20 protein-coding genes and 2 pseudogenes are annotated in these 23,253 nt (G+C 62.4%); 11 read left to right on the top strand and 11 right to left on the bottom strand.

Annotated elements, in window-relative coordinates; genetic code table 11:
• Positions 1-3 precede the first annotated feature (3 nt).
• From AC5I5I_RS24835 to AC5I5I_RS24825, 3 genes are all read left to right on the top strand, one after another.
• Complete coding sequence (locus AC5I5I_RS24835; RefSeq protein WP_495977647.1) at positions 4-624, top strand: TetR/AcrR family transcriptional regulator; 621 nt, start codon at positions 4-6, stop codon at positions 622-624.
• Between the two features lie 190 nt (positions 625-814).
• Complete coding sequence (locus AC5I5I_RS24830; protein ID WP_495977645.1) at positions 815-1,141, top strand: GntR family transcriptional regulator; 327 nt, start codon at positions 815-817, stop codon at positions 1,139-1,141.
• Positions 1,142-1,198: 57 nt separating this feature from the next.
• On the top strand, positions 1,199-1,498 hold the full coding sequence (locus AC5I5I_RS24825) for an FCD domain-containing protein (RefSeq protein ID WP_495977643.1): 300 nt from the start codon (positions 1,199-1,201) through the stop codon (positions 1,496-1,498).
• A gap of 97 nt (positions 1,499-1,595) precedes the next feature.
• Here the strand turns inward: AC5I5I_RS24825 and AC5I5I_RS24820 are convergent, their stop codons facing one another.
• Complete coding sequence (locus AC5I5I_RS24820) at positions 1,596-2,891, bottom strand: MFS transporter (protein ID WP_495977641.1); 1,296 nt, start codon at positions 2,889-2,891, stop codon at positions 1,596-1,598.
• Between the two features lie 403 nt (positions 2,892-3,294).
• On the opposite strand from AC5I5I_RS24820, the gene AC5I5I_RS24815 reads away from it, so the two are divergent.
• A complete protein-coding gene (locus AC5I5I_RS24815) occupies positions 3,295-4,206 on the top strand; it encodes a DUF6282 family protein (RefSeq protein WP_495977639.1) in 912 nt (303 codons plus the stop codon).
• Between the two features lie 343 nt (positions 4,207-4,549).
• On the opposite strand, the pseudogene istB reads toward AC5I5I_RS24815, so the two are convergent.
• Positions 4,550-5,390: pseudogene (gene istB, locus AC5I5I_RS24810) on the bottom strand (IS21-like element helper ATPase IstB).
• 20 nt (positions 5,391-5,410) lie between these two features.
• Positions 5,411-6,851 (bottom strand): annotated as a pseudogene (gene istA, locus AC5I5I_RS24805) (IS21 family transposase).
• A 33-nt stretch (positions 6,852-6,884) separates the two neighbouring features.
• On the opposite strand from istA, the gene AC5I5I_RS24800 reads away from it, so the two are divergent.
• Complete coding sequence (locus AC5I5I_RS24800) at positions 6,885-7,082, top strand: hypothetical protein (RefSeq protein WP_495977638.1); 198 nt, start codon at positions 6,885-6,887, stop codon at positions 7,080-7,082.
• A 135-nt stretch (positions 7,083-7,217) separates the two neighbouring features.
• Here AC5I5I_RS24800 and AC5I5I_RS24795 read toward each other — a convergent pair whose 3' ends face one another.
• The 5 genes from AC5I5I_RS24795 to AC5I5I_RS24775 are packed head-to-tail and all read right to left on the bottom strand — an operon-like array spanning position 7,218 to position 11,214.
• The gene (locus tag AC5I5I_RS24795; protein ID WP_495977636.1) at positions 7,218-7,958 is read right to left on the bottom strand and encodes an amino acid ABC transporter ATP-binding protein; all 741 of its coding nucleotides are present in this window, start codon (positions 7,956-7,958) and stop codon (positions 7,218-7,220) included.
• Positions 7,959-7,965: 7 nt separating this feature from the next.
• Positions 7,966-8,655, bottom strand: coding sequence for an amino acid ABC transporter permease (locus tag AC5I5I_RS24790; protein ID WP_495977634.1), 690 nt, complete (start codon positions 8,653-8,655; stop codon positions 7,966-7,968).
• Between the two features lies 1 nt (position 8,656).
• Complete coding sequence (locus tag AC5I5I_RS24785; RefSeq protein ID WP_495977632.1) at positions 8,657-9,379, bottom strand: amino acid ABC transporter permease; 723 nt, start codon at positions 9,377-9,379, stop codon at positions 8,657-8,659.
• Between the two features lie 4 nt (positions 9,380-9,383).
• Positions 9,384-10,292, bottom strand: coding sequence for an amino acid ABC transporter substrate-binding protein (locus tag AC5I5I_RS24780; RefSeq protein WP_495977630.1), 909 nt, complete (start codon positions 10,290-10,292; stop codon positions 9,384-9,386).
• 19 nt (positions 10,293-10,311) lie between these two features.
• Positions 10,312-11,214 carry a LysR family transcriptional regulator gene (locus AC5I5I_RS24775; protein WP_495977628.1) on the bottom strand — a complete coding sequence of 301 codons (903 nt, stop codon included), beginning with the start codon at positions 11,212-11,214 and terminating at the stop codon, positions 10,312-10,314.
• Between the two features lie 142 nt (positions 11,215-11,356).
• On the opposite strand from AC5I5I_RS24775, the gene AC5I5I_RS24770 reads away from it, so the two are divergent.
• Entirely contained in the window at positions 11,357-12,601 is a 1,245-nt protein-coding gene (locus AC5I5I_RS24770; protein ID WP_495977626.1) for an NAD(P)/FAD-dependent oxidoreductase, read from the top strand.
• A 192-nt stretch (positions 12,602-12,793) separates the two neighbouring features.
• On the opposite strand, the gene AC5I5I_RS24765 is transcribed toward AC5I5I_RS24770, so the two are convergent.
• From AC5I5I_RS24765 to AC5I5I_RS24755, 3 genes are all read right to left on the bottom strand, one after another.
• Positions 12,794-14,872 (bottom strand): hydantoinase/oxoprolinase family protein, encoded by a 2,079-nt coding sequence (locus AC5I5I_RS24765; RefSeq protein ID WP_495977624.1) that lies wholly within the window; start codon positions 14,870-14,872, stop codon positions 12,794-12,796.
• Between the two features lie 3 nt (positions 14,873-14,875).
• On the bottom strand, positions 14,876-16,531 hold the full coding sequence (locus AC5I5I_RS24760; protein WP_495977622.1) for a hydantoinase B/oxoprolinase family protein: 1,656 nt from the start codon (positions 16,529-16,531) through the stop codon (positions 14,876-14,878).
• 142 nt (positions 16,532-16,673) lie between these two features.
• Positions 16,674-18,122, bottom strand: coding sequence for an ABC transporter substrate-binding protein (locus AC5I5I_RS24755; protein ID WP_495977620.1), 1,449 nt, complete (start codon positions 18,120-18,122; stop codon positions 16,674-16,676).
• A 322-nt stretch (positions 18,123-18,444) separates the two neighbouring features.
• Between AC5I5I_RS24755 and AC5I5I_RS24750 the strand changes: the two genes are divergently transcribed.
• The 5 genes from AC5I5I_RS24750 (at position 18,445) to AC5I5I_RS24730 (ending at position 23,155) form a co-directional block, all read left to right on the top strand.
• Positions 18,445-19,086: a TetR/AcrR family transcriptional regulator gene (locus tag AC5I5I_RS24750; protein WP_495977618.1), complete on the top strand. Its 642-nt coding sequence runs from the start codon at positions 18,445-18,447 to the stop codon at positions 19,084-19,086.
• Positions 19,087-19,540: 454 nt separating this feature from the next.
• Positions 19,541-20,494, top strand: a complete 954-nt coding sequence (locus AC5I5I_RS24745; RefSeq protein ID WP_495977616.1) for an ABC transporter permease — start codon at positions 19,541-19,543, stop codon at positions 20,492-20,494.
• 35 nt (positions 20,495-20,529) lie between these two features.
• On the top strand, positions 20,530-21,423 hold the full coding sequence (locus tag AC5I5I_RS24740) for an ABC transporter permease (protein WP_495977614.1): 894 nt from the start codon (positions 20,530-20,532) through the stop codon (positions 21,421-21,423).
• Entirely contained in the window at positions 21,420-22,391 is a 972-nt protein-coding gene (locus tag AC5I5I_RS24735; protein WP_495977613.1) for an ABC transporter ATP-binding protein, read from the top strand. Before AC5I5I_RS24740 ends, AC5I5I_RS24735 begins: the two co-directional genes overlap by 4 nt.
• The gene (locus tag AC5I5I_RS24730) at positions 22,388-23,155 is read left to right on the top strand and encodes an ATP-binding cassette domain-containing protein (RefSeq protein ID WP_495977611.1); all 768 of its coding nucleotides are present in this window, start codon (positions 22,388-22,390) and stop codon (positions 23,153-23,155) included. Before AC5I5I_RS24735 ends, AC5I5I_RS24730 begins: the two co-directional genes overlap by 4 nt.
• The last annotated feature ends 98 nt before the right edge of the window (positions 23,156-23,253 follow it).

The raw sequence follows: 23,253 nt of genomic DNA, 5'->3' as shown, positions 1-23,253 counted from the left end.
CAAATGTCGGTGAAGCCGAAGCGCTTAGCGAACTCCCCGCGCGAACGCGTGGCGATGGTCGCCAAGGATCTGTTCGTCGCGCATGGTTTTGCCGGCGTCAGCGTCGATGAAATCGCGCGTCGCGCCCGTGTTTCGAAGCCGACGATCTACGCCCATTTCGGCGACAAGGAACGGCTTTTCCTGCACATCCTCGAAACCGCTTGCGCACGGCTGATCGAGCCGCTGGTGAGCGAGGATGCACGGGGTCGGCCGATCGCCGAGGTGCTGCGCAATCACGCCCATCACTATTCGCGTGCCGTGCTCGCGCCCGAGGTCGTTGCGTTGCACCGCCTTTGCGTCGGCGAAGCGCTCCGCTTTCCGTCCGTCAGCAGGCGGTATTTCGAACAGGGGCCGGCGATGGCTCACAGGGCACTTGAAGCCTTCCTTCAGGAGCGCGCCGATGCCGGAGAGATCGATTGCGCGGATTGCGATCTCGCGGCCGGGCAGTACGCTTCGCTCGTCATCGCCCCGACCCGTACCCGCCTGCTGTTTCGCGTCGATGACGCGCCGCATTGGCCAGAAATCGATCGGATGGTAACTTCGGCCGTCGAGCTCTTCCTGCGAGGCATCGCGGCCGATATTTGATCGAAGGTTTGAAGATCATCTTGTTGTCGTAAAAGATGATCAGCAGCGAGACGCAGAGCAGTACAACACCCAGCGCGCCGGCAAAGCCCGTGTTGAAACTTGCGCTGACCTGCTGAGTAGATCAGCATTGGCAGCGTCAGAACGTCGGTCCCTCCGAGCGGGACAGGCGTCACATAGGCGCTGATCGACCTTGTTTGAGAATCGGCAAACGGGAGAATCGGGCAGCCTGACCGAAGCGACGGTCATCCGCCTGCGCCGGAACATCGTCGAAGGGGTCCTGGCTCCGGGGTCCAAGCTGCGGATCGCAGCACTTGCGGAGCAGTTGAGCGTCAATCCGGGTGCGGTTCGCGAAGCGCTGTCGCGCCTGACCGCTGAAAGCCTGGTCACGGCCAAGGCCCAGCACGGGTTCCGGGTCTCGGAAGTCTCGATCGACGAGATCAAAGACATCACCTGGACGCGCATCCAGATCGAGACGATCGCGCTTCGGGAGTCGATGAGTCACGGCTCGATCGCATAGGAGGGGCAGATTTTCGCGACGCTGCATCAGCTGTCGAGGACGCCGACCTATGACGACATGGAGGCGCCGTCGCCGGAGTGGGCCGCCGCTCACGGCGCCTATCACTCCGCGCTCGTCGCAGGGTGCCAGAGCCCCTGGCTTCTACGCATCCGCGAACTCCTCTTCGATCAATCGGAGCGTTATCGCCGCCTTTGCCACACGCTGGTCCACGGCACCCGCGATATCGCGGCGGAACATCATGCGCTCGCGCAAGCCGTCGTGGTGCGCGACCTGGAAGCCGCCAGCCTGATCCTGACCGAGCACTTCAACTCGACGATGAAGACCATCCTCGACTGGCTGTGCATGAAGAACGGGTAGCCGAGCGATCAGGTCGATCGCTTCGTCGGATCGGTCGAACCCCTGACACGGCGCAAGGCCGGGCGCCACGGCCGGGCCCCGCCTGTCCCACGCGCATTCACCGCAATGGCGTAAAGGCGGTTTCGCGGGCTTTCATGAGAGCCAACAGTGACACGACCGCGCCAGCCATCATGTAGCCGGTCGGAGCGAGTGAGTTTCCGGTGATGTTGACCAGGGACTGGGCGATCAGGGGAGCAAAGCCGCCGAAGATCACATGCGCCGAATTATAGGCGATCGACAGGCCGGTGACCCGAACGGAGGTTGGGAAAAGCTCGACCATCGCGGCCCCCATAGCGCCGGCATAAAGCGAGAAGCTGACGAGCAGCGCGCAATACGACAAGACGATGATCGCCGTCGATCCACTTAGGATGCCCATGAAGCCCGGGATCGCGGCGATGAAGATCAGGATGCACGAGGCGATCATCAACGGCTTTCGGCCGAAGCTGTCGGACAGCGCGCCCGAAGCCAGGATCGCCGCGATCAGCACAACCAAGCCAACCGTATTGATCATCAAAGCTGTCTGGAACGGCAGGCCGGCGACCGTGGTGAGGTACGTCACCATATAGGTCAGAAGCAGCCAGGACGTGATCGCCTGGAAGGTCGTGATCGAGAAGGCGAGCAGGACTGTCCCGAGATCGTTTCTGAAGACCGACCGAAGCGGCGTCTGGTCGATCTCGCCCTTGGCTTCCGCCTCGGCGTAATGAGGCGTTTCGGGAAGTTTAAGACGGATGAACAGGCCGACGAGCGCAACCACGACGCCGAACAGGAAAGGCAGTCTCCAGGCCCAGGCGGAGATCGCCGGCGTCCCGACGGCGGCGGTCAGCGCGGAGACGAAAAGCGAGCCGAGCAAAATCCCAAGCGCGAGCCCCGCGACGTGCCAGCTCCCGTAGAAGCCCCGTTTGGCCAGAGGCGCATACTCGACCATGAACGAAGCCGAGCCGCCCCATTCACCGCCGGAGGCCAGCCCCTGCAGCAGGCGAAGGCAAACCAGCAGAATCGGCGCAAGGATGCCGATCGACCCATAAGTCGGGATCAGGCCGATCCCGAAGGTCGCCAACCCCATGACGATCATGACCGCCGACAGAGCCGAGCGGCGACCGAACCTATCGGCCCAGATTCCGAACACGATTGCGCCGGCCGGACGCATGACAAATCCCGACCCGAACACCGCCAAAGAAAAAAGAACCGCGTTCGCAGGCGATGTGGTCGGAAAGAATATCTGCGAGATGATCGGAACGAGAAAAGCGTATATCGCAAAATCGTACCACTCCAGAACATTTCCGACAATTCCGGCTATGATCGCTTGAGTTTTCACATCAGTTGTTCCGGAAGAATTTTCAGCAACAGCACTCATCTTTTCCTCCAGTTCTGCGTTATTTTATTCTATTTGAGCGCGCTATACCGTCAGGCATTTTAGGACGCGACGTCGTCGATGTCGTCTTCATCCGCGTTTCGCCGTCGTCAGCAGTCCCATGCCTTCATGCGCGGGTTCCGCCCGACATCTTGATCGGCAGGCAAGGCGCTCTCGGCGATCGCGAGCAACCGGACTGGCAGAGCAGCCCGGACACGCCTGCCGTCATGTCGGTTCCGCCTCCGAAGATTGTTTTTCGCCGCACTCAAGGCCGTTTTTGAAATCTTTTTATTGCATAAAAATATTTTTTTGCAATGTTTAACGATAGGTTGGCCGGGGCGACGCGACAGCGCCTGAGCAGGGCGTCATGGGGGTCGGCCGCCGCGCTCAGGCGAGGAGATACGGCGTGGCCACATCACGATCGAACACGACGGCGTCTGAATTGCTGAGAGGCTGCGTCGATCCTCATATCCACAGCGGACCATCGGCTGCCGCCCGGGGCCTGGACCATGTCGAACTACTTCGGCTGGCGTCTGCGGCAGGTTACCGTGCCGTTGTCACGAAAGACCACGACTATAGTGGCGTCGCCACCGCGGAGCTTGTGCGGAAAAACTTCTCCGAGCTCTCGACGCAGATATTTTCCGGCATAGTCTTGAACAATACGGTCGGCGGCTTCAACCCCTACGCCGTCGAGCACACCGCATCGATGGGTGGAAAGATCGTCTGGATGCCGACGCTGGCTGCGGAAAACCATATTCGGTGGCAGAGAACAGCGCATTTCGCCCATCCCGGCGTCGGCAACGGGAGCAGACCCGCGATGCCTCTGTCGGTCCTGAACCCGGACAGGAGCCTGCGCGACGATGTCAAGGAGATCCTTGATATCGTCGCAAGGACGGCCATGACGCTGGCAGCCGGACATCTGCATGTCGGTGAGATCTGGACGCTGTTCGAAGAGGCGAAAAAGCGTGGTGTGGAGCGGCTCATCGTGAATCACCCCGAGGAGGTCATCGGCGCATCACTCGAGGACGTGGCGGGACTGGCGGCTCTGGGAGCCTATATCGAACATTCCATGGGATTGTTCGTCGAAGGCTCGAAGTTCAAAATTTTCTCGGAAGACGATTTGCGCAAGCAGATCGACGCGGCCGGCGTGGACCGCACGATCCTGTGCAGCGACCTAGGCCAGGCTGGAACTGTCAATCCGATCGATGGCATGCGGCAGGCGATCGATATGTGCCTTCGACTTGGTTATACAGAGGCCGAAATCAGAACGATAACGTCCGAGAATGCCGTGCGGCTTCTCGACCTTGACGTTCCGTGACCCGCTACCTTGACCTCACAGCAACCGGGTCGCCGGCCTTGAAGCGGTGATGGCGACCGCAGATCCGGCGGTGGCGAGCGCCGTCCCGGCAAAGCTGGATAGACTCGGCTCAGGGGATTTCCGGCACGGATCAAACTGCTCGTGAAGTGCAGTAGTGTTTGCTGCCTGATTTCGCCTTCGCCTGATGTCAGAGTGATCGTCGGAAAGGCGATGACACGGTGTCAACGGCGGTCGGATTCCAGGCCATCGGGGCAGAGTAAAAGCAGGCCAGTGGCGGCCCGGGAGGACGATATGCAAAGGGCCCCGATCGGGGCCCTTTGCATATCGTCCTGCTCGTTTCTTATTAGCCTGTGGTGATCTCTCCGGTTTCGGGATCGACGTGCTCAGCAGTGGCCTGGTTTTGCTCCGCCACGGCGAGGCTACGCCGTCGGCCGGCGGATTGCTTCAGCCGATAGCTGTCGCCGTTCATGGCGAGGATGCTGACGTGGTGGGTGAGCCGGTCGAGCAGCGCGCCCGTGAGACACTCCGATCCCCGGATCGAGGTCCAGTCCTCGAAGGGTAGGTTCGAGGTAACGATGGTCGAGCCGCGCTCATAGCGCTGCGAGAACGTCTCGAACAGGAGTTCGGCACCAATCGGCGACAACGGAACATAGCCGAGTTCGTCGACGATCAGCAGCTTGACCGCCTGCGGATCGCGCTGAAGCTTGAGCAGGCGGCGCTCGTCGCGCGCCTCCAGCAACTGGTTGACCAGCGAGGCCGCCGTCGTGAACGTGACGGAGAGCCCTTCTGGCAAGCCGCCAGCCCAAGCGCCAGCGCGACATGGTTTTGCCGGTACCGCTGTTGCCGAGCGCGATGATGTTCTCACGGCGCAGGAGATAACCGCAGCGCGCCAGCTCCAGCACGAGCATCTTGTTGAGGCCAAGGATGGCGGTGAAGTCGAAGGTGTCGAAGCTCTTCACCGCCGGGAACCGCGCTGCCCGGATGCGCCGCTCGACCGTGCGGCGCTCGCGATCAAGGAGTTCTAGCTCGATCAGGCGCAGCAGATAGCGGGGATGATTGACACCATCACGCGCGCATTCGCGGGCGACCTTGTCATACTCGCGCAGCACCGTCGGCAGTTTGAGCTGCTTGAGATGGTGGGCCAAGAGGACCTGGGGCGTGCCGCTAGTCGTTTCCGTTGGCATCGCGTCGCTGGTGGTGCCGGTCATGCCGCTTCCTCCGGCAGGAGCACGGCATAGTCGGCAGCCGAGGTCGTCCTCACCGTCGTCCTGGGCAGATGAGGATAGGCCGACAGATAGACGAGCTGGCCTGCGCTCGATCCGCGCCAGCGCGATCAGCTTGACCGCGTCGAAGCCGATAACGCCGAGCGTGATCGCCTCGGTCACGGCGAAGGTCATGACCTCAAGCGGCAACGCCTCCAGCAGATGGCGCAGATGCTGGAAGACCTCGGGCAGAGCCCAGTCTTGCAGCGCCGCCGCCTGGTCGAGTGCATTGGGCTTGGTCTCGATCAGAGCGAGATAATGCAGCGGGTTGGAGACGAACATGCCTTCGCCGTAGCAACGCGGGTGACGGGCAATCTCGGCCCCGCGGCACAGGATCACGACCGCGTCGACGAAGCCCTTCACCACAACGTCCTCGAAGCCATAGCGGTCGGCACCGAGTAATCGTTGGAGCGGTAGCGGACCAATGCGGTCGATGAGACCCGGCCGCTGCGCTTCTCGCACAATTCCAGCGGCACGGCCGGCAGGTCGCGCAACCCCGCCAGATCGGCGACAAGCCGTTCCCCAATCGTCCCGGCATGCCGTCCGGCGCGCTCGCCCTGCCGGAGCCCGCATTGCTCGGCCAGTCTGGCGTTCAGCGCCTCGAAGCTCGCCGCCACCGGGATCAGCGTAATGAAACTCGAGCGGGCGTACTTCACCAGCCCCTCGACCTTGCCTTTGTCGTCGCCCTTGCCGGGACGACCGAAGCGGTCCCGGAACAGGCAATGGCTGCCCAGTTCGGTGAAGGCGCGACTTCGCTCGCGCTTGCCGTCGCCGCAGATCTTCGCCACCGCGATGCGCGTGTTGTCGTACAGGATCGACAGCGGCACCCCATCGAAGAAGCAAAACGCCGAAACGTGCCCGTCCAAGAACGCTTCCGTCGTCTCGCGGGGATAGGCCTTCACGAAGCAGGCATCCGACTGCGGAAGGTCCATGCAAAAGAAATGGATCTTCTGCCGGACCCCGTCGATCACGGCGATCGCCTCGCCGAAATCGACCTGGGCGTGCCCGGGCGGATGCGCCAGCGGCACGAAGGTCTCGCGCCCTCGCGTCCGGCCGACCCGCACATAATCCTTCACTACGGTGTAGCCGCCAGCAAAGCCATGCTCGTCGCGCAAGCGCTCGAAAATCCGCTTCGCCGTGTGGCGCTGCTTCACCGGCGCGCCCCGGTCAGCCTCCAGGATCGCGTCGATCACCGGCAGTAGCGGGCCGAGCTTCGGCTTCTCGGCAGGCTTCGTTCGAGTGTACCCCGGCGGCAGCGAAAACCGGCACATCTTTGCGATCGTCTCGTGGCTCAGACCAAAAACACGCGCCGCCTCGCGACGGCTCTTTCCCTGAAGGAAAACAAAAATCACCAACCGCCGCGTAGACCTCCACAGCGAACATCCCCGCCAACCCCAAAAGGGATCAGCCTATCCAGTGGCCGACTTTTACGCCGCCCGCGCGACCACAAACGGCGGCACTCCAATTGATGGTTTTGTCACCGCCCTGCACACCCTGAACTGTCTTAAGAGCGCTGACGGCAGACAATTGCAGATCGCGCATCCAGCTTGTGAAGAGATCGACGATCGCGCCGACAGCCCATCCGCCAAAGTCGAAATCAGTCCGCGCGGATAATCGCTCAGTGCCCGCCGTCGCTGACATCTTCGACGATCACCTCGGAAATCAGGCCGCGGTGAAATCAAGCATGGGTACCGCAACACTTCATAAGCGCTTCAATCCTCGCCGGAAATGCACTGAAGATATCCCATCTCAGTGCGATAGGATTTTCGAGAGAAACGTGCGGGCGCGCTCGCTGTTTGCGCCTTCGAAGAAGGCTGTCTTGCCCGCATCTTCGACAATCTCACCGGCGTCCATGAAGACAACGCGGTGCGCCACCTTACGGGCGAAGCCCATCTCGTGCGTCACGACGAGCATCGTCATTCCGCCCTGCGCAAGTTCGACCATGACGTCGAGCACCTCGCTGACCATTTCCGGGTCGAGCGCGGAAGTCGGTTCATCGAACAGCATGACGATGGGATCCATCGCCAACGCACGGGCGATGGCGACGCGCTGCTGCTGGCCGCCGGATATCTGGCCGGGAAACTTGTCCACGTGAGTGGTCAGGCCGACGCGTTCGAGAAGCTTACGCCCCTTTTCGCGCGCCTCCTCTTTCGAACGGCCAAGCACCTTTGTCTGCCCGAGGCAGAGATTGTCGAGGACCGACATGTGCGGGAACAGCTCGAAGTGCTGGAACACCATACCGACGCGGGCGCGCAGTTTTGGCAAATCGGTCCCCTTGGCGCAGACGCTCGTACCGGCCACGCTGATATCGCCCTGCTGGATCGGCTCTAAAGCGTTGACGCATTTGATCAATGTGCTTTTGCCGGAGCCCGAGGGGCCGCAGACCACCACGACCTCGCCGCGCTTGACCAGCAGCGAGCAGTCACTAAGCACTTTGAAGCCTCCATACCATTTGGAGACCTCTTTCATCTCGATGACGATGTCGCTCATGATGACCTCAACGGGATACCGCGATCGAAGACTGCAGGCGCTTTACGAGCCGTGACGCGACGAAGGAGATGCCGATGTAGATCACGGCGGCCGTCACATACATCTCGACCAGACGCCCGTCGCGCTGGGCGACCTTGCTGGCGGCTCCGAGCAGATCGGTCAGGCCGAGCACGTAGACGAGCGACGTGTCCTGGAAGAGGATGATCGTCTGCGTCAGAAGCACCGGCATCATCGCCCGGAATGCCTGCGGCAAGATGATGTAGATCATGATCTGCGCCTTGCGCAGCCCCAGCGCCTGACCCGCCATCATCTGGCCGTTCGAGACGCTGTTGATGCCCGAGCGCACGATCTCGCAGAAGAACGCCGCCTCGAAGGCGATGAAGGTGATGAGGGCCGACGCCAAGGCGCCGACCTGGACGGGATTTTCGCTGCGCGTGATCCACTGGGCGATGTAGGGGACCAGGAAATAGAACCAGAAGATCACCAGCACCAGCGGCAGCGACCGGGCCAGATTGACATAGCCGGCCGCGAAACTCGCCAGAGCGCGGTTCTTCGACAGGCGCATCAACGCCAGCACCGTGCCGAAGGCGACGCCGCCGAGCGCTGACATGAGCGTCAGCAGCACCGTGAAGCGCAGGCCTTCGAAGATCACATAGGGGAGATTGCTAACGACGACGTCGAAATCGAAGTTCATCATGTCAACGATGCCCCGGAAGCCGCAGGCGGCGCTCGAGCGCGACCGCGAGGGCCGTCGCCGACAGGTTGATCGCGACATAGACGATCGTCGCCGCGGTGTAGGCCTCGAATACCTGGTAGGACAGCTCCTGCATGGCGCGCGCGGAAGCCGTGAGCTCCACCAAGCCGATCGTCAGGGCCACCGACGTATTCTTGATCGTGTTGATCAGGTCGCTCGTCAGCGCCGGCAGCATGATGCGGTAGGCGACGGGCAACTGCACATAGCGATAGTTCTGGATCGTCGTGAGGCCGAGCGCCATGCCGGCGGCGCGCTGCCCACGCGGCAAGGCGCGGATGCCGGCCTCCACCTGAACGGCGATGCGGGCCGACATGAACAGGCCGATCCCGGCGACCGACGTGACGAAGGCCGAATTGGGCAATTGCTTCAGCCACGCCCCCCACCCGAAGGGCAAAAGTTCCGGCAGAACGAAATACAGCAGGAACAGATGAACGAGCAGGGGGCAGTTGCGAAAGTACTCGACCCAGAAGCCCGATACGACGGCCGCAGCGCGCCCGGGCATCGTGCGCAAGACGCCGATGAGCGAGCCAAGCGGCAAGGCGATGCACCAGGCCAGAACGGCAGTATAGATCGTGATCAAAAATCCTCTGGACAGCATCTCGAGATAAGTGCCGTCGCCATTGGCGGACATCTGCCAGAAGATGCTCCAATCCCAATTATACTGCATGGGTTCAGCCCGCGTAAGAAGCCGGATCAGGATTGTTCGACGGGTTCTGGAACGACTTTTTCATCGAGTCCGGCATCGGCGCGTTGATGTTCATTCCGCGCGGAGGGATGGGCGCGGTGAACCACTTGTCGTAGATTTTCACGATCTCGGGGCTCTTGAAAAGCTTGCTCGTCGCGCGGTCGGCGACGGCCTTGAAGGCGTCGTCGCCCTTGCGCAGCATGATGCCGTAGGGCTCGGGATCGGACATGGTCTCGGCGCTGATAGCGTAGAGCGACGGCTCCTTCGAAGCAGCGACGAAGGTCGCCAACAGGATATCGTCCATGACGAAGGCCTGAGCGCGGTCGGTCTCCACCATCAGGAAGGCTTCCGCCGAATCCTTGGCGGTCAACACATTGATGCCCAGCGAGCGCGAGCTGTTGGCGCGGTTGAGCTGGATCAGATTGGTCGAGCCGGACACCGAGACGACCGACTTGCCCTTGAGGTCGTCGATCTTCTCGATCTTCAGCGCTTTCTTGGACACGAAGCGGGTCGCGGTCAGGAAATGCGTATTGGTGAAGCCGACCTGCTTTTGCCGGTCGGCGTTGTTCGTCGTCGCGCCGCACTCGAGGTCGATCGTGCCGTTCGCCATCAAGGGGATCCGGCTGGACGACGTGACGATGTTTTCCCTGACCTCGAGCTTGTCGAGCTTGAGCTCAGCTTTGACCTCATCGACGATCTTCAGGCAGATATCCATGGCATAGCCCACGTTCTTCTGCTTTTCGTCATTGTAGCTGAACGGCACGGAACTGTCGCGAGTCCCGAGCGTGATCGCTCCGCTCTCCTTAATCTTCTTCAATGTTCCGGTCAGTTCCTCAGCATGGGCCGGCGCGACGAGCAGAATGGCGACGAGCGAGAATGAAGACAGATAGCGCATGAGATCTCTTTTTCCTTGTTCAGTGTGGTGACGGCACGAGCGTTGGAGCGGCCTTCAGGCGCTCCCATAAGCGGCATAAGGCCGGGTTCGACGACTCCCTGTCGCGGAACGCCATGATCTCGACATCCAGCGTCCAGGACCCGTCATCGACGGGCTCGAGCCCGGCGTGAGCGATCGGATCGACGACGCAGGCCGGAAGCCAGACGATGCCCAGTCCTGATAGAGCCGCGTCACGCAGGACGTCCGCCATCTCGCATTCGACGATACGATCGGCATGAAGCTTTTGCGGAGCGCGCTCGATAATGGTTTCGATCAGACGGCCGAAATAGACGGTGGGCGGGAAATCGAGGAGCCGAACAGGCCGCTTCGGCGTCCCCGGAAACCGCAGCGCATCGCGCACATCGCGATGCGCATAGGGGCGCACATGCGACTGCCCGACGAGCAGCCTTTCGAAGCGCTGCGGGTCGATCTGGATCGGCTGCAGCGGGCTGTAATAGGTGATCAGCAAATCGGCACGGCCCGAGGCCAAGGCCGTGAACATGTCGTGCACGCCGCCGGGCTCTATGCTGTAGCGCAGCTTTTCCGGCGCCCACAGCTTCAGCCAGCGGCCGGCGAAAGTCGCCCCCAATGCGGAGGGCAAGGCGATGCGAAGCGCCCCGCCCGGGCCGCCCGCCGATATATCCTGAACGGCCTCACGCAGCCGGGCCAGAATCTCGGCCGCCCTCGCGCGGAAGGCTTCCCCCGCGGGCGTGAGTTTGGTCGGGTAGATGCTACGATCGACGAGGTTCGCATTCACAGCCATCTCCAACGCCTGGATGCGGCGGCTGAAGGCGGCTTGCGACGCGTTGCGCGCTTGCGCGGCACGCGTGAAGTTTCCCGTCTCGGCAAGAGCGAGAAAATCTTCGAGCCATTTCGTTTCCAAGCGGTTTGTTCCCCTTATTGACGAGATTTTATTCCCGCCAACCGGTCTCCCGCCAATGCAATGTTTGCATTGGCGGGAGACCGGCTTGTGCCCGTAATGACAGCGTTCGCATGCGGACGAAGCCTCACATGGCGTACACGACATGACAGCCAAGCAAGTCCTGGTTCTCGGCGCCGGCATCGTCGGCCTTTCCACCGCCGTCCATCTGCGGCGGCGGGGTGTCCCGGTGGTGCTGGCCGACAGGAGCGCGCCGGGCAGCGGCGCCTCCTTCGGCAATGGCGGCCTCATCCAGCGCGAAGCGGTGTTTCCCTATCGGTTCCCTCGCGACATCCGGGACCTGCTGCGGATTGCCGGAAATCGCGCCGTCGACGTGACCTACGATCCCTTGGCGTTGCTGCGCCTCGCGCCGACGCTGTTTCGCTACTGGCGCAACTCCGCTCCCGGCTCCTATGCGGAGGTCGTGAAGCGCGAAGCCGCGCTCATCGCGACCTGTCTCGAGGAGCACCTCGATCTCGCCGAGGCCGCCGGCGCCAAGGCATTGCTGCGGCCGACCGGGTGGATGCGCACCTATAGCTCCGCCGGAGACCTCGATGCGGGACTCGTTGTGGCCAAGCAGGCCAAGCGCGAGTTCGGCGTGAACTTCGACCTGCTCGACGGCACTGAACTGGCGCGGGCGGAGCCCGATCTCCAGGTCGAGCGCATCGGCGCGATCCACTGGACCGATTCTTTGTCGCTGAGCGACCCCGGCGCATTGATCGACGCCTATGTCGCGCTGTTCCGGCAGATGGGCGGCACGATCGTCGTGGCCGATGCGCAGAGGCTCGAACGCAAGGGCTCGGGCTGGCGTCTGCCGGTCGGCGACGGCGTGGTCGAGGGCTCCGACGCGGTCGTGGCGCTGGGCGTGGACTCGGCGAAGATCACGCGGCGGTACGGTTACGCGCCGCCGCTATTCGGCAAGCGCGGCTATCATATGCATTATCGGATGGCGCCGGGCGCGACATTGAATCGTCCCCTGGTCGATCATGCCAGCCGCTTCCTGTTCGTTCCGATGAGCCGGGGTGTCCGTTTGACCACGGGGGTGGAGTTCGCCCGAGAGGGCAGCGCGCCGAACCCGGTCCAGCTTGCGCGTGCCGAACCGATCGCACGGCGTCTCCTGCCGCTGAGGGAGCGCGTGGACGACGCGCCATGGACCGGCGTCAGGCCGTGCATGCCGGACATGATCCCGGTCATCGGTCCCTTGCCTGGAACCACGGGGCTATGGTGCGGCTTCGGCCACGGTCACCAGGGCATGACACTCGGACCGACCACCGGCCGGCTGCTCGCCGAACTGATCACGGGCGAGCAGCCCTTCCTGGATACCACACCCTATCGCGCGGACCGCTTCTGAGTGTGAAGAGTGGGGCATCGCCCCCGGGTCACGCCCGAGCAATCGGCAATGCGCCCTTCCAAGGGTGATGCGTAATCTGCATGACCGCCGCGATCTCGGCCGCGCGCGCGATTGCCGGCCCCGACGAGGCGCGCCTGGATCAATGATCCCGCACGCGCCGCTCTCAACGCCTCATGGCGTTCAGACCGCTTTTCAAGCGGCGGCTTCGAGATCGACCGTGGCCTGGCCGATTTCGATCTCCAGCCAGTTCATCGCGTTGACGACGACCCTGTCGCCGGCATGGGCGATGATGGTCGTGGTCTCCATTTCGAGGACCGCCGGGCCGGCGATCGTCTCTCCGGGCACGAGGCTGTCGATCTGATAGACCGGCACCATTCGCCAGTCGCCACCCGAGAAGATCGTCCGCTCGGTCATGGTCCGGGCAGCTCGCGGAGAGGCGTGTTCGGACAATTGTGCCGGTGCGGGCACGGTGCCGATGGCGGCGACGCGGGCGTTGACCAAGATCACCTCCTGATCGCGGGACGCATAGGTGTAGAGCTCCTCGTGACGGGCATGGAAACGCTCGTGAATGCGGTTCACGAGGTCGGGCGCGTGCCAGTCGAGCCCGTCGAGCGGGACGTCGATCTCGAAGACCTGCTCGCCGTAACGCATTTCGGCGGACCGTTCGATGCTGATATCGCCCTTGTACCAGCCTCCGAGCCGCTCGCGAGCGTCGCGTTCGATCTCGGCAAAGCCCGAACGGATGCGTTCGTCGTCGAGCGCGTGCTTGTCGCCCACATGGGTGCAGGCGGTCTCGTAACGCAGGTCGCTCGACAGCATCCCCCAGGCGGACAGCACCGAGGCGACCGTCGGCACGATGACGCGGGGAATTTCCAGTTCGCGGGCGACGTCGGCGGCATGCGGCCCGGCAGCGCCGCCGAAAGACAGCAATGCGAATTTGCGCGGGTCGACCCCGCGCCGCAGGGTCATCAGGCGGACTCCCTCCGCCATCTGCAGATTGACCAGCCGATAGATGCCCTGCGCCGTCTCTTCGCGCGTCAGTCCTAGCCTGCCGGCCTCTCGGTCGATGGCATCATGGGCTGCCGCGACATCGAGGCGCTTGCTGCCTCCGAGCAGCCGTTCCGTGCCGAGATAGCCCAATATCAAATTCGCATCGGTCACGGTGGCCGCGACGCCGCCACCGCCGTAGCAGGCGGGTCCGGGAACGGCGCCGGCGCTTTCCGGCCCGACATGGAAGCCTCCGCCGACGCCCCACCCGGCGATCGAGCCGCCGCCGGCCGCGATCGACATGATGTCGAGCGATTTCAGCGCGATCCGCTGCCCCGCCAGTCCACGCTCGGAGGACAGGAAGGCTTGCGCGTTCGCGATCAGCGAGATGTCGGTCGAGGTGCCGCCGACGTCGAAGGGGATCAGATCGGGCACGCCGAGCATCTGGGCGCAACGCCGCGCTCCGGCGACGCCGCCCGCGGGGCCGGACAAAACCGTCGCCGCCGCCAGCCGCCCGGCCTCCTCGACCGGCGCCATGCCGCCATGCGAAAGCATGATGAACAGGCTGCCGGTCAGCCCGGCTTCCTTCAGCCGATCGCGGAGATTGTTCAGATAGCGCTCGACGATGCGGCCGACATAGGCGTTCACGACGGTCGTCGAGACGCGCTCGTATTCCCGGATCTGGGGCAGCACGTCGCTGGAGCGGGACAGGTAGACGTCCGGCAGCTCCCGCTTCAGGCGCTCGACGGCTTCGAGTTCGTGAGCGGGATTGCGGTAGGCGTGCAGGAAACAGACGGCGACCGCGGTAGCACCGGATTCGCGGACGGCGACGATCGCCTCACCGAGAGACGCCTGGTCTAGCGGCACATGCACGGTGCCGTTGGATTGCATCCTCTCCTTCACGCCGAACCGCAAATGGCGGGGCACGAGAGGCTCGGGCGGAACGGAGCGCAGATCGTAGCGATCATCCTTCAGACCCTCGCGCATTTCCAGCACGTCGCGATGGCCAGCGGTGGTCAACAGGGCGGTCTTGGCCCCCTTGCGCTCCAGCAGGGCATTCGTCGCCGCCGTCGTGCCGTGAACGATGCGCTCGGTCCGACCGAGAAGTTCGCGCAGCGTCAATCCGTGGCGATGGGCGAGGACGTCCAGGCCCGCCATCACGCCGATGGACTGGTCGGCAGGCGTCGTCGGGGATTTCGCGATGATCGTCGCACCGGATTCGTCGATCGAGACGAGGTCCGTGAACGTTCCGCCGACATCAATTCCAATAGTGAAAGAATACACAGATCAGGCTCCCTGAGCGATGACGAGACCGTCGAGCAGATCGCGCTCCCTTGCGCGCGGATCTCGCTGGGACGGCGGCCCCCAACCGCCGCCGCCGCTGGAGCGGATCTCGATAACGTCGCCGGGCGACACGACGATGCCGACTTCCTTGGTCTTCAGGTCACGCGGCGCCGCGCGAGAGGACAAGAGCCGGTAGGCATGCGGAGAGCCCGCAATGCCGCCATGCATGCCGCAGGGCGCATGAACGACACCGTCGCCTGCCGTGTTGGCGACGGCGGGCTCATCGGTCTGCACCACCAGATCGAGCGCGACGCCGAGCCCCCCGCGATAGCGGCCATCGCCGCCCGAGCCCGGCAGAAATTCATGCTGGCGGAAATGAAGCGGGAACCGCGTCTCCGCGAACTCGACGCTGCCGAACTTCAAGCCGCCCGCCGAATGCCATTCGCCGATCGAGGACCAGCCATCGCCGGCGATGGATGCTCCGCCGCCCGGTCGGGCATGGAAGAGGTGCCAGATGAAATCCCGGCCGCTGCGCGGGTCGGTTCCTTGCAGCGCGATGCGGAAGCGTTTTCCCCAGCCGGCCATCGCCCTGTCCGGGCAGCATTCCGACAAGGCTCGCATGACGGCTTCGATGATCTCGTTCGACGGGTGGCTGGTGCACAGGCCAATCGGGCGGCCCTCGTCCGCCCAGACGACGGTTCCCTGCCTGGCGACGACCTCGACCGGACGGAACGAGCCGGAGTTCTTCGGAATGCCGGCATCGATCAGAAACGCGAACGCCATCATGCAGGCCGACCACATGTTGGCATAAGGCGAGTTCACGAAGCCGGTCGTCTGCGGATCTGACTCCGACAGATCGATCACGATCGAACTGCCCGATTTCGTGACCTTGGCCGCGATGCGGACATTGGAGCGGCCATGACCGTCATCGTCCAGGAACGCTTCGCCGTGGAAGACGCCATCCTTCCAGCTCGAGACGAGCGCACGAGCCCTTCGTTCGGCCGAATCCAGGATCGTCTCGATCGCTTGCACCACGATGGGCGTGCCGCATTCGTCGAGAAGCTTGAGAACGCGCTTCTCCCCCAGCTTGGCGGCTCCGATCATGGCCAGAAGGTCACCGCGAAAATCCTTGTCGTTTCGCGTGTTCAGCGCCAGCAGGTCGAGGATGTCGTCACGCAGCACACCGCGTTCGCAAAGCTTGATCGGCGGAACGCGAAGGCCTTCCTGCCAGATTTCGGTCGCGGACGGGTTGTAGCCGCCATGCGTCGCTCCGCCGATGTCGCTCTGGTGCGCCCGCACCACGGTCCAGAACAGCCGGTCGAGCTTGTCGAAAACCGGAACGAAGATCGTCAGGTCGGGGAGATGGGAGCCACCGCGATAGGGGTCGTTCATCAGATAGACGTCGCCGGGAGCTACATCGCCGAAGCGCGCCTCGACGGCCTTCGTGGCCCAGGGCAAGGCCCCGACATGGACCGGAATGTGATCCGCCTGCGCGATCAACCGGCTCTGCGTATCCATGATCGCGACCGAGAAATCCCGGCTCGAGTTCAGGATCTGGGAGTAGGATGTCCTGAGCATCGCCTCTCCCATCTCCGTGACGATCGAAGAGAGGCGATATTCGACGACCGACAACGTAATCGGATCTACTGACTGTTTCATTTCAGATGCATTCCTGCCATGCGGCTGGTCGATGAAGAGAACAAGCGTGACGGACAGGCCATGCGCAGATGCCGCACATGGCCTTTCATAGGTTGCCGTCGGCCATCGCTCCGCGGCGAACCGCGAGGCGATGGGTCGACGTCTATTTGGTCAGATAGACCGTCGCGAAGTTGCCCTCGAACCCCGACGCCGTGTCGGCGAGCCCGTGAGCTTTGACGTTGTGGACCGTGCTCCAGAGCGGCATCGCGATATTGATGGAAGGCACTTCCACCATGACGATCTCCTGCATGCGCTTCCACAGCGCCACCCGCTTCGCCTGATCCGCCTCGACGGCAGCATCTTCCATCAGCTTGTCGACCTCGGGATTGTTGTAGTGGGTCGCATTGGAGTACGGCACGCCGATGATGAAGTTCTTGGACCAGTAGAGCCGCTGCACCCCGAGTTGCGGGTCGCAAAGCGGGCTGCTGGACGAGATCATCATGTCGAAATCGCGATCGCCGTAAACGCGCTTCCCGAGCGTGCCGTAGTCGGCCGGCCGCGTTTGCACAGCGATGCCGACCTGGGCGAACGTCGCACGGAGATAGTCCGCGAGACGGCGAAACCAGTCATCCGCCGGCAGGTCGATGATCGCCGAAAGTCGCGCCCCTTTGCCATCCGCCTTGAAACCGGCCTCGTCGAGCAATTGCTTCGCCTTGGCCAGGTTGAACGGATAGGGCGAAGGAGCGGGGTTATGGAACTCCTTCAGCTGAGGCACGACAGGCGATGGCGAAGGCACCGCCTCGCCGAAGAAGACGGCCCGGCAGATTGCGTCCCGGTCGATCAGATGCGCGATGGCCTGGCGAACCCTGTGGTTCGCCCATGTCGGGCGGTCCAGATTGAAATCGAGCTGAATGCTGTTGGGCGGCGAATATTCGTAGCCACCCCGCTCGAAATTCAGGATGGACAGTTTCCTCAGGCGAGCGATGTCGGCGAGAGGAACCGGCGTGCGAAACCCGGCATGCAGCGAGCCGGCTTCGAACGCCGCCGCGACCGACGCAAAATCGGGGATGAACCGGGCGATGATGCCGTCCAGATAGGGCTTGCCCGTGTCCCAGTATTCCTCGTTGCGCACATAGGACGCGTGACTGCCGCGCACCCATTCCTTGAACCTGAACGGGCCCGTCCCGATCGGAGCGTTGTTGGCGGGGTTGAGCGTCGGGTCCGTACCTTCATAGATGTGCCGGGGAACGATCGGGCTTTCGGCGGCCGACAGGGCCATGATGAGGAACGCCGTCGGCTTGACCAGCTTGACCACGACCGTGAAGTCGTCCGGCGCCTGGACATCGATCACCTGCGCGAACGAGATGCGCCCGCGCGGATGCTTCGTTTTCAGCGTGTTGATGGAGTACACAACATCGGCTGCGGTGAAATCTCGACCGTCGTGCCATTTGACGCCGCGCCTCAGTTGAAACGTATATGTCAGCTTGTCGTCGGACACGGTCCAGGCCGTCGCCAACTGCGGCTGAGGATTCAATTGACGGTCGAACCACACCAGGCCTTCGGTGACCTTCGCGCTCAACGACAATGCGCCGACATGCGTGAACGAGACCAATTGGGGCGGTTCCCATGACGGATGGATCGTCAAGGTTCCCCCGCGCACGGGGCCGGCCGTCTGCGCCGACGATGTCGAAGTTATCGTTATCGCGGCCGCGGCAGCAGAAGACAACAGCATTTGACGCCGAGACATATTGGAAGAGTATTGCATGGACTTCCCCTTTCTTTTTGTGAACCTGAGTTATACTATTGAATTAACGCCAGATTTTTTTGTTGATAAACATTTGCCGGTCGATTACATATCCTGAATTATACGCTCATGATCCCGCTGAGTTACCGACGAAATCCCTGAAAAGCCGGAATGATCCAAGACTATGGATATGAAGACGGACAAGAACGTAAAGCTTCACGGCAAGCGCGCCGCAAACAAACAGCAAAAGCTGACCGCGATAGCGCGCGCGGCGCGCCATGTATTCTCGAAGCAGGGTTACGACGCCGCGAAGATTGCGGACATCGCCAAACTTGCGGGCGTCGCGTCCGGAACTGTTTTCCTGCACGCGGACAACAAGCGCGACCTGATCTACCTGGCGATGCGCGAAGATTTTCAGGCGGCTCTGGCCGATAGCGAAGGCGTTCATCGGGCCGGCCCGGTCGTCGAGCAGCTTATGCAGATATTCCTGCCGTTCCTGTTTCTTTACAGCCGTGAGCCGGAGCTCGGGAAAATCATGTTGAGCGAATTCTTGTTTTTTGTCGGGAAGCAATCGCGCGAGTACGATGACTTCATCGACCGCATCAAGCTCAACATCGCACGCCGCATCGAAGCGGCACAAATCGAAGGAACGGTTCTTCCCCTCGCCTCCCCGGAAGAAATCGCCGAATTCATCTGGTTCATCCACCAAGGCAATTTGCGGCAGTGGGTCGGGAAAGGCGCCGAGGATGTGACGCAGGCCTTGAGCTCGCTTCGCCGGGCGGTACGGCTGTCGCTGCATGGACTGCTCTCCCCTTCCCAAGCTGCGCGCTGAGCTCTCGACACGGACCATCGGCCTGCTTCCTGAAACGCATCACGTCTCGTTGCACGACAGCGTGGATGGGCCGATAGTGCGACCTCTAAAATAATGAACCTGTTCATTATTATGTCAAGTGCCGCACTTGGACCTTTGGCATTCTACTGCCGTAATTTACATAAGTATCTGTTTTATAAAATTATTTTTTTCGCTAACAAGTAGCAGAACTCATGCTCGCGAGTTGGAATTTGACACATTAATGAATTTGATCATAATTTCTCGATGAAGCTGAAAGGGGCGCGGAACAGGCTCGGCCTTGCCGGCGAGACGGGGCTGGATCAGACGCCGGCGATCGGTTGCGGTGGACCTGAATGGCGTTCGATCTCGGCCGCGATGAACGTGCGCTTGCATCGAGCGCCGGGCCGCTGCCTAAAGGATGACCATGCTTAGGGCGAGTTTATTCGGGAAGCTCATGGCGTTTGTCGGCCAGGCGCTGCTGACGATCTTCGGCGTGGTGCTGGTCAGCTTTTTCCTGCTGAAGATGTTGCCGGGCGACGTCGTCGACAGCGTCATGATGGCAGCCGGCTCGGCCAATGCGGAGCAGATGGCGTCCATGCGGGAACGACTGGGATTGAACACCAGCCTTCTGCAACAGTTCCTATCGCATCTCGGGCGGCTACTTCATTTCGACCTGGGAATATCGACGAAATATAATACCCCGGTCGCTTTTCTGATCCTCGAACGCATTCCGGCGACGCTGTCCCTCGTCCTGCTCGCGCTGGTCTTCGCCGTATGCATCGGCGTCGTCTGCGGTTGGGTCATGTCCGTCTTCGAGGGGCGCTGGCCCGATCGCATCCTGTGGGCCACGCTCCTTCTCTCCTATTCGATGCCGGCCTTCTGGCTGGGGCTGATGACCGTGGTCCTATTCGCCGTGAAGTTGAGCCTGTTTCCCACCGGCGGAAGCATGACGCTCGGCGCCGGCTATGTCGGCTGGGCGCTGTTACTGGACAGGGCGCATCACCTCGTCCTGCCGGTCTCAACCTTGGGTATGTTCTACGCTGCTATCTACGCGCGCCTGACCCGGGCTTCCATGATCGAGGTTCAGCAGCAGGACTTCATCAGGATGGCCAGGTCGAAAGGCCTGCATCCCTTCACCATCCAGTCTCGGCATGCGCTGCGCAACGCGTTGTTGCCGATCACCACGATGCTCGGCCTTCACTTCGGCAATATCCTCGGGGGCGCCATCGTCGTCGAGACCGTTTTCGACTGGCCAGGCCTCGGCAGGCTTGCCCTGGACTCGGTGATGACCCGCGATTTCCCGATCATTCTCGGGATGCTGCTCTTCTCGTCCATCGTGGTCGTGCTCGCCAACCTGCTGATCGACCTGCTTCAGATGTGGATCGATCCGCGCATCGCGTCGCGTTGATGTCGCGCGAGATGTCATCCTCTTCAGAGGCGATCATGACTGCAGGCAATTCGCTCACCGCCACCGCTCCCGGCGACGTTCCGCTCTTGCCGACGCAAGGCACGGGGTTGACGCGCGTGCTACACAACGTCCCGCTCATGGTCGGCCTGACTGTTCTGGCTTGCGTCGCGCTCATGGCGTTGCTGGCTCCCTGGCTTTTCCCCGGCGATCCCCGGCAGATGATCGGCACGCCGATGCTGCCCCCGTTCGAGGACGGCGCGTTTCTGCTGGGCACGGGCTCTCTAGGCACCGACCTCGCCGCGGGCCTTGCCCATGGCGCGAGAGCGTCCCTGTTCATAGGTCTGTCGGCTGCGTTGGTGGGGCTCGTCATCGGCACGCTGGTCGGCGCGGTCGGCGGCTATCTCGGCGGGGTCGTGGAAGACGCCACCGTGCGCGTCACCGAGGTGTTCCAGACCATTCCCTCTTTTCTGCTGGTGATCGTCCTTGTGACGATCTGGTCGCCCTCGCTGCCGATCATCGCCATCGCGATCGGCGTCTCGTCCTGGCCGATGATCGCGCGCCTGGTCCGCGCCGAGTTCAGATCGTTACGCGAAGCCGACTTCGTGCTCGCCGCCAAGGCCTTGGGATACGGCCGGCTCAGGATCATCTTTCTCGAGATGCTGCCGAGCGCGCTCCCGCCCGTCATCGTGGCGACGTCTTTTCTCGCAGCGAACGCGATCCTGACAGAGGCCGGCCTGTCGTTCCTCGGCCTCGGAGATCCCGACATGATCAGTTGGGGATCGATGATCGGGGACGGGCGCTCGCTGCTGCGTACCGCCTGGTCTGTCGCAGCCATCCCCGGCGCTGCGACGACGATACTGGTAGCCGCAATGAATCTGATCGGCGACGGGCTGAATGACGCTCTCAACCCGCGGAAGAACCAGTCATGAGCGATGATCCGACGTTGCGCGTCTGCGATCTCCATGTCGGGATCAAGGCGGTCCCGCTTGTCAAAGGCGTGACGTTCCAGGTCGAGCGCGGCGAGATGCTCGCGCTGGTGGGCGAGTCCGGCTGCGGCAAGTCGCTGACGGCTTTCGCGATCACCCGCCTTCTGCCCAAAGGCGCGCAGATCACCGGCGGCAGCATCGACTTCGGCGGCGTCGATCTCGCTGCTGCCACCGAACGCGACATGCGGGACATTCGGGGGCGAAAGATCGGGCTCGTCCTGCAGGAGCCAATGACCTCGCTCAATCCGCTTCTGACGGTCGGGACGCAGGTCGCCGAACCATTGCTTCGGCACCTCGGCCTGTCCAAATCAGCAGCGCGCAAACGCGTTCAAGAGATCTTCGAACTGGTCGGAATTCGCGAGCCGGGCAAACGCTTCGACCAGTATCCGCATCATTTTTCGGGCGGAATGCGTCAGCGTATCGCCATCGCCATTGCGATATCCTGCAATCCCGGCCTGCTGATCGCCGATGAGCCGACGACGGCGCTCGACGTCACCATTCAAGCCCAGGTCATGGATCTCCTGAACACGCTCCGTCGCGAGCTCTCCATGTCGGTTATCCTGATCACGCACGATCTCGGAGTCGTCGCCCAATGGGCCGACCGGGTCTGCGTGATGTATGGCGGGCGCATCGTCGAGACGGCTTCGGTCGCCCGGATCTTCCGTTCGCCCGCGCATCCCTATTCCAGCGGCCTGATCGGCGCGTCGCGCGCCAGCCATGTCGGACACTACGACACGGCCCGGCTCTACGAGATTCCAGGCACGGCCTTTTCCGCCCGGTATCAGCCCGGCTGCAGTTTTGCGCCGCGCTGCGGACGCGCCGAGCCTACATGCCGCGATCGGCACCCGTCTCTCAGCCTGCTCGGACCGGGACATTCCGCCGCCTGCTTTCATCCCGAGGTCGATACGTGACACTGCTTTCCGTCGAGAACCTCAACGTCGTGTATCGGCAGCGGGGCGCGGTGCACCACGCCTTGAACAATGTCTCCATAAGTGTCGATGCCGGCCAAACAATCGGGCTGGTCGGCGAGTCGGGTTGCGGGAAATCCACGCTTTCCAAGGCGATCATGCGTCTCGTCGAGTGCCAGTCCGGTTCGATCCGCTTTGCAGGCGTCGACATAACTAGGTTCGGCGACCGCGAAATGCGGCCTTATCGACGACGCATGCAGATGGTTTTCCAGGATCCGTCCGCCTCTCTCAATCCACGGCGATCCGTGCAGACGCTTCTCGACGTGCCGCTGCGTGTCCATGGCGTGCGAGATTCCTCCGAGCGGCAAAAGCGGATCGGGACGATCCTCGACGCGGTCGGTCTTCCCAGGAATGCGCTGAAGCGCTTTCCCCATGAATTTTCCGGCGGCCAGAAACAACGGATCGGGATCGCCCGCGCTCTGATCCTGCGCCCGGAATTGGTCATTCTGGACGAACCCGTTTCCGCGCTGGATGTTTCGATCCGAAGCCAGGTCTTGAACTTGCTCGTCGCGTTGAAGCAGGAATTCAAACTGTCGTATCTATTTATATCTCACGACCTGTCGATCGTGCAGTTCTTTTGCGACGAGATCATCGTGATGCTGAAAGGCGAAGTTGTCGAACGCGGCAATTACGACGATATCTGGAACAGACCCGAGCACGTTTATACGAAACGATTACTTCATTCAATTCCTAAACAACGAGCTTAGCGGCATACTTATCCATCAGTATCATCTGAGAGCGGGTCGCTACCGCATTTGGCGCTCCGCCCGGCACGGTATCGTGACGGGCGGAGCGCCGGTTGAAA

This window comes from Pseudorhodoplanes sp., from assembly GCF_059499825.1.
The sequence above is the reverse complement of the archived record's forward strand: the minus strand, read 5'-3'. Positions and strand labels throughout refer to the sequence as shown.

Bases quoted from the DNA above. Each gene is read 5' to 3' on its own strand.
- AC5I5I_RS24835 (WP_495977647.1), top strand. From the start codon at position 4: ATGTCGGTGAAGCCGAAGCGCTTAGCGAACTCCCCGCGCGAACGCGTG.
- AC5I5I_RS24825 (WP_495977643.1), top strand. From the start codon at position 1,199: ATGGAGGCGCCGTCGCCGGAGTGGGCCGCCGCTCACGGCGCCTATCAC.
- AC5I5I_RS24820 (WP_495977641.1), bottom strand. From the start codon at position 2,891: ATGAGTGCTGTTGCTGAAAATTCTTCCGGAACAACTGATGTGAAAACT.
- AC5I5I_RS24795 (WP_495977636.1), bottom strand. From the start codon at position 7,958: ATGAGCGACATCGTCATCGAGATGAAAGAGGTCTCCAAATGGTATGGA.
- AC5I5I_RS24790 (WP_495977634.1), bottom strand. From the start codon at position 8,655: ATGATGAACTTCGATTTCGACGTCGTCGTTAGCAATCTCCCCTATGTG.
- AC5I5I_RS24785 (WP_495977632.1), bottom strand. From the start codon at position 9,379: ATGCAGTATAATTGGGATTGGAGCATCTTCTGGCAGATGTCCGCCAAT.
- AC5I5I_RS24780 (WP_495977630.1), bottom strand. From the start codon at position 10,292: ATGCGCTATCTGTCTTCATTCTCGCTCGTCGCCATTCTGCTCGTCGCG.
- AC5I5I_RS24770 (WP_495977626.1), top strand. From the start codon at position 11,357: ATGACAGCCAAGCAAGTCCTGGTTCTCGGCGCCGGCATCGTCGGCCTT.
- AC5I5I_RS24760 (WP_495977622.1), bottom strand. From the start codon at position 16,531: ATGAAACAGTCAGTAGATCCGATTACGTTGTCGGTCGTCGAATATCGC.
- AC5I5I_RS24750 (WP_495977618.1), top strand. From the start codon at position 18,445: ATGAAGACGGACAAGAACGTAAAGCTTCACGGCAAGCGCGCCGCAAAC.
- AC5I5I_RS24745 (WP_495977616.1), top strand. From the start codon at position 19,541: ATGGCGTTTGTCGGCCAGGCGCTGCTGACGATCTTCGGCGTGGTGCTG.
- AC5I5I_RS24740 (WP_495977614.1), top strand. From the start codon at position 20,530: ATGACTGCAGGCAATTCGCTCACCGCCACCGCTCCCGGCGACGTTCCG.
- AC5I5I_RS24735 (WP_495977613.1), top strand. From the start codon at position 21,420: ATGAGCGATGATCCGACGTTGCGCGTCTGCGATCTCCATGTCGGGATC.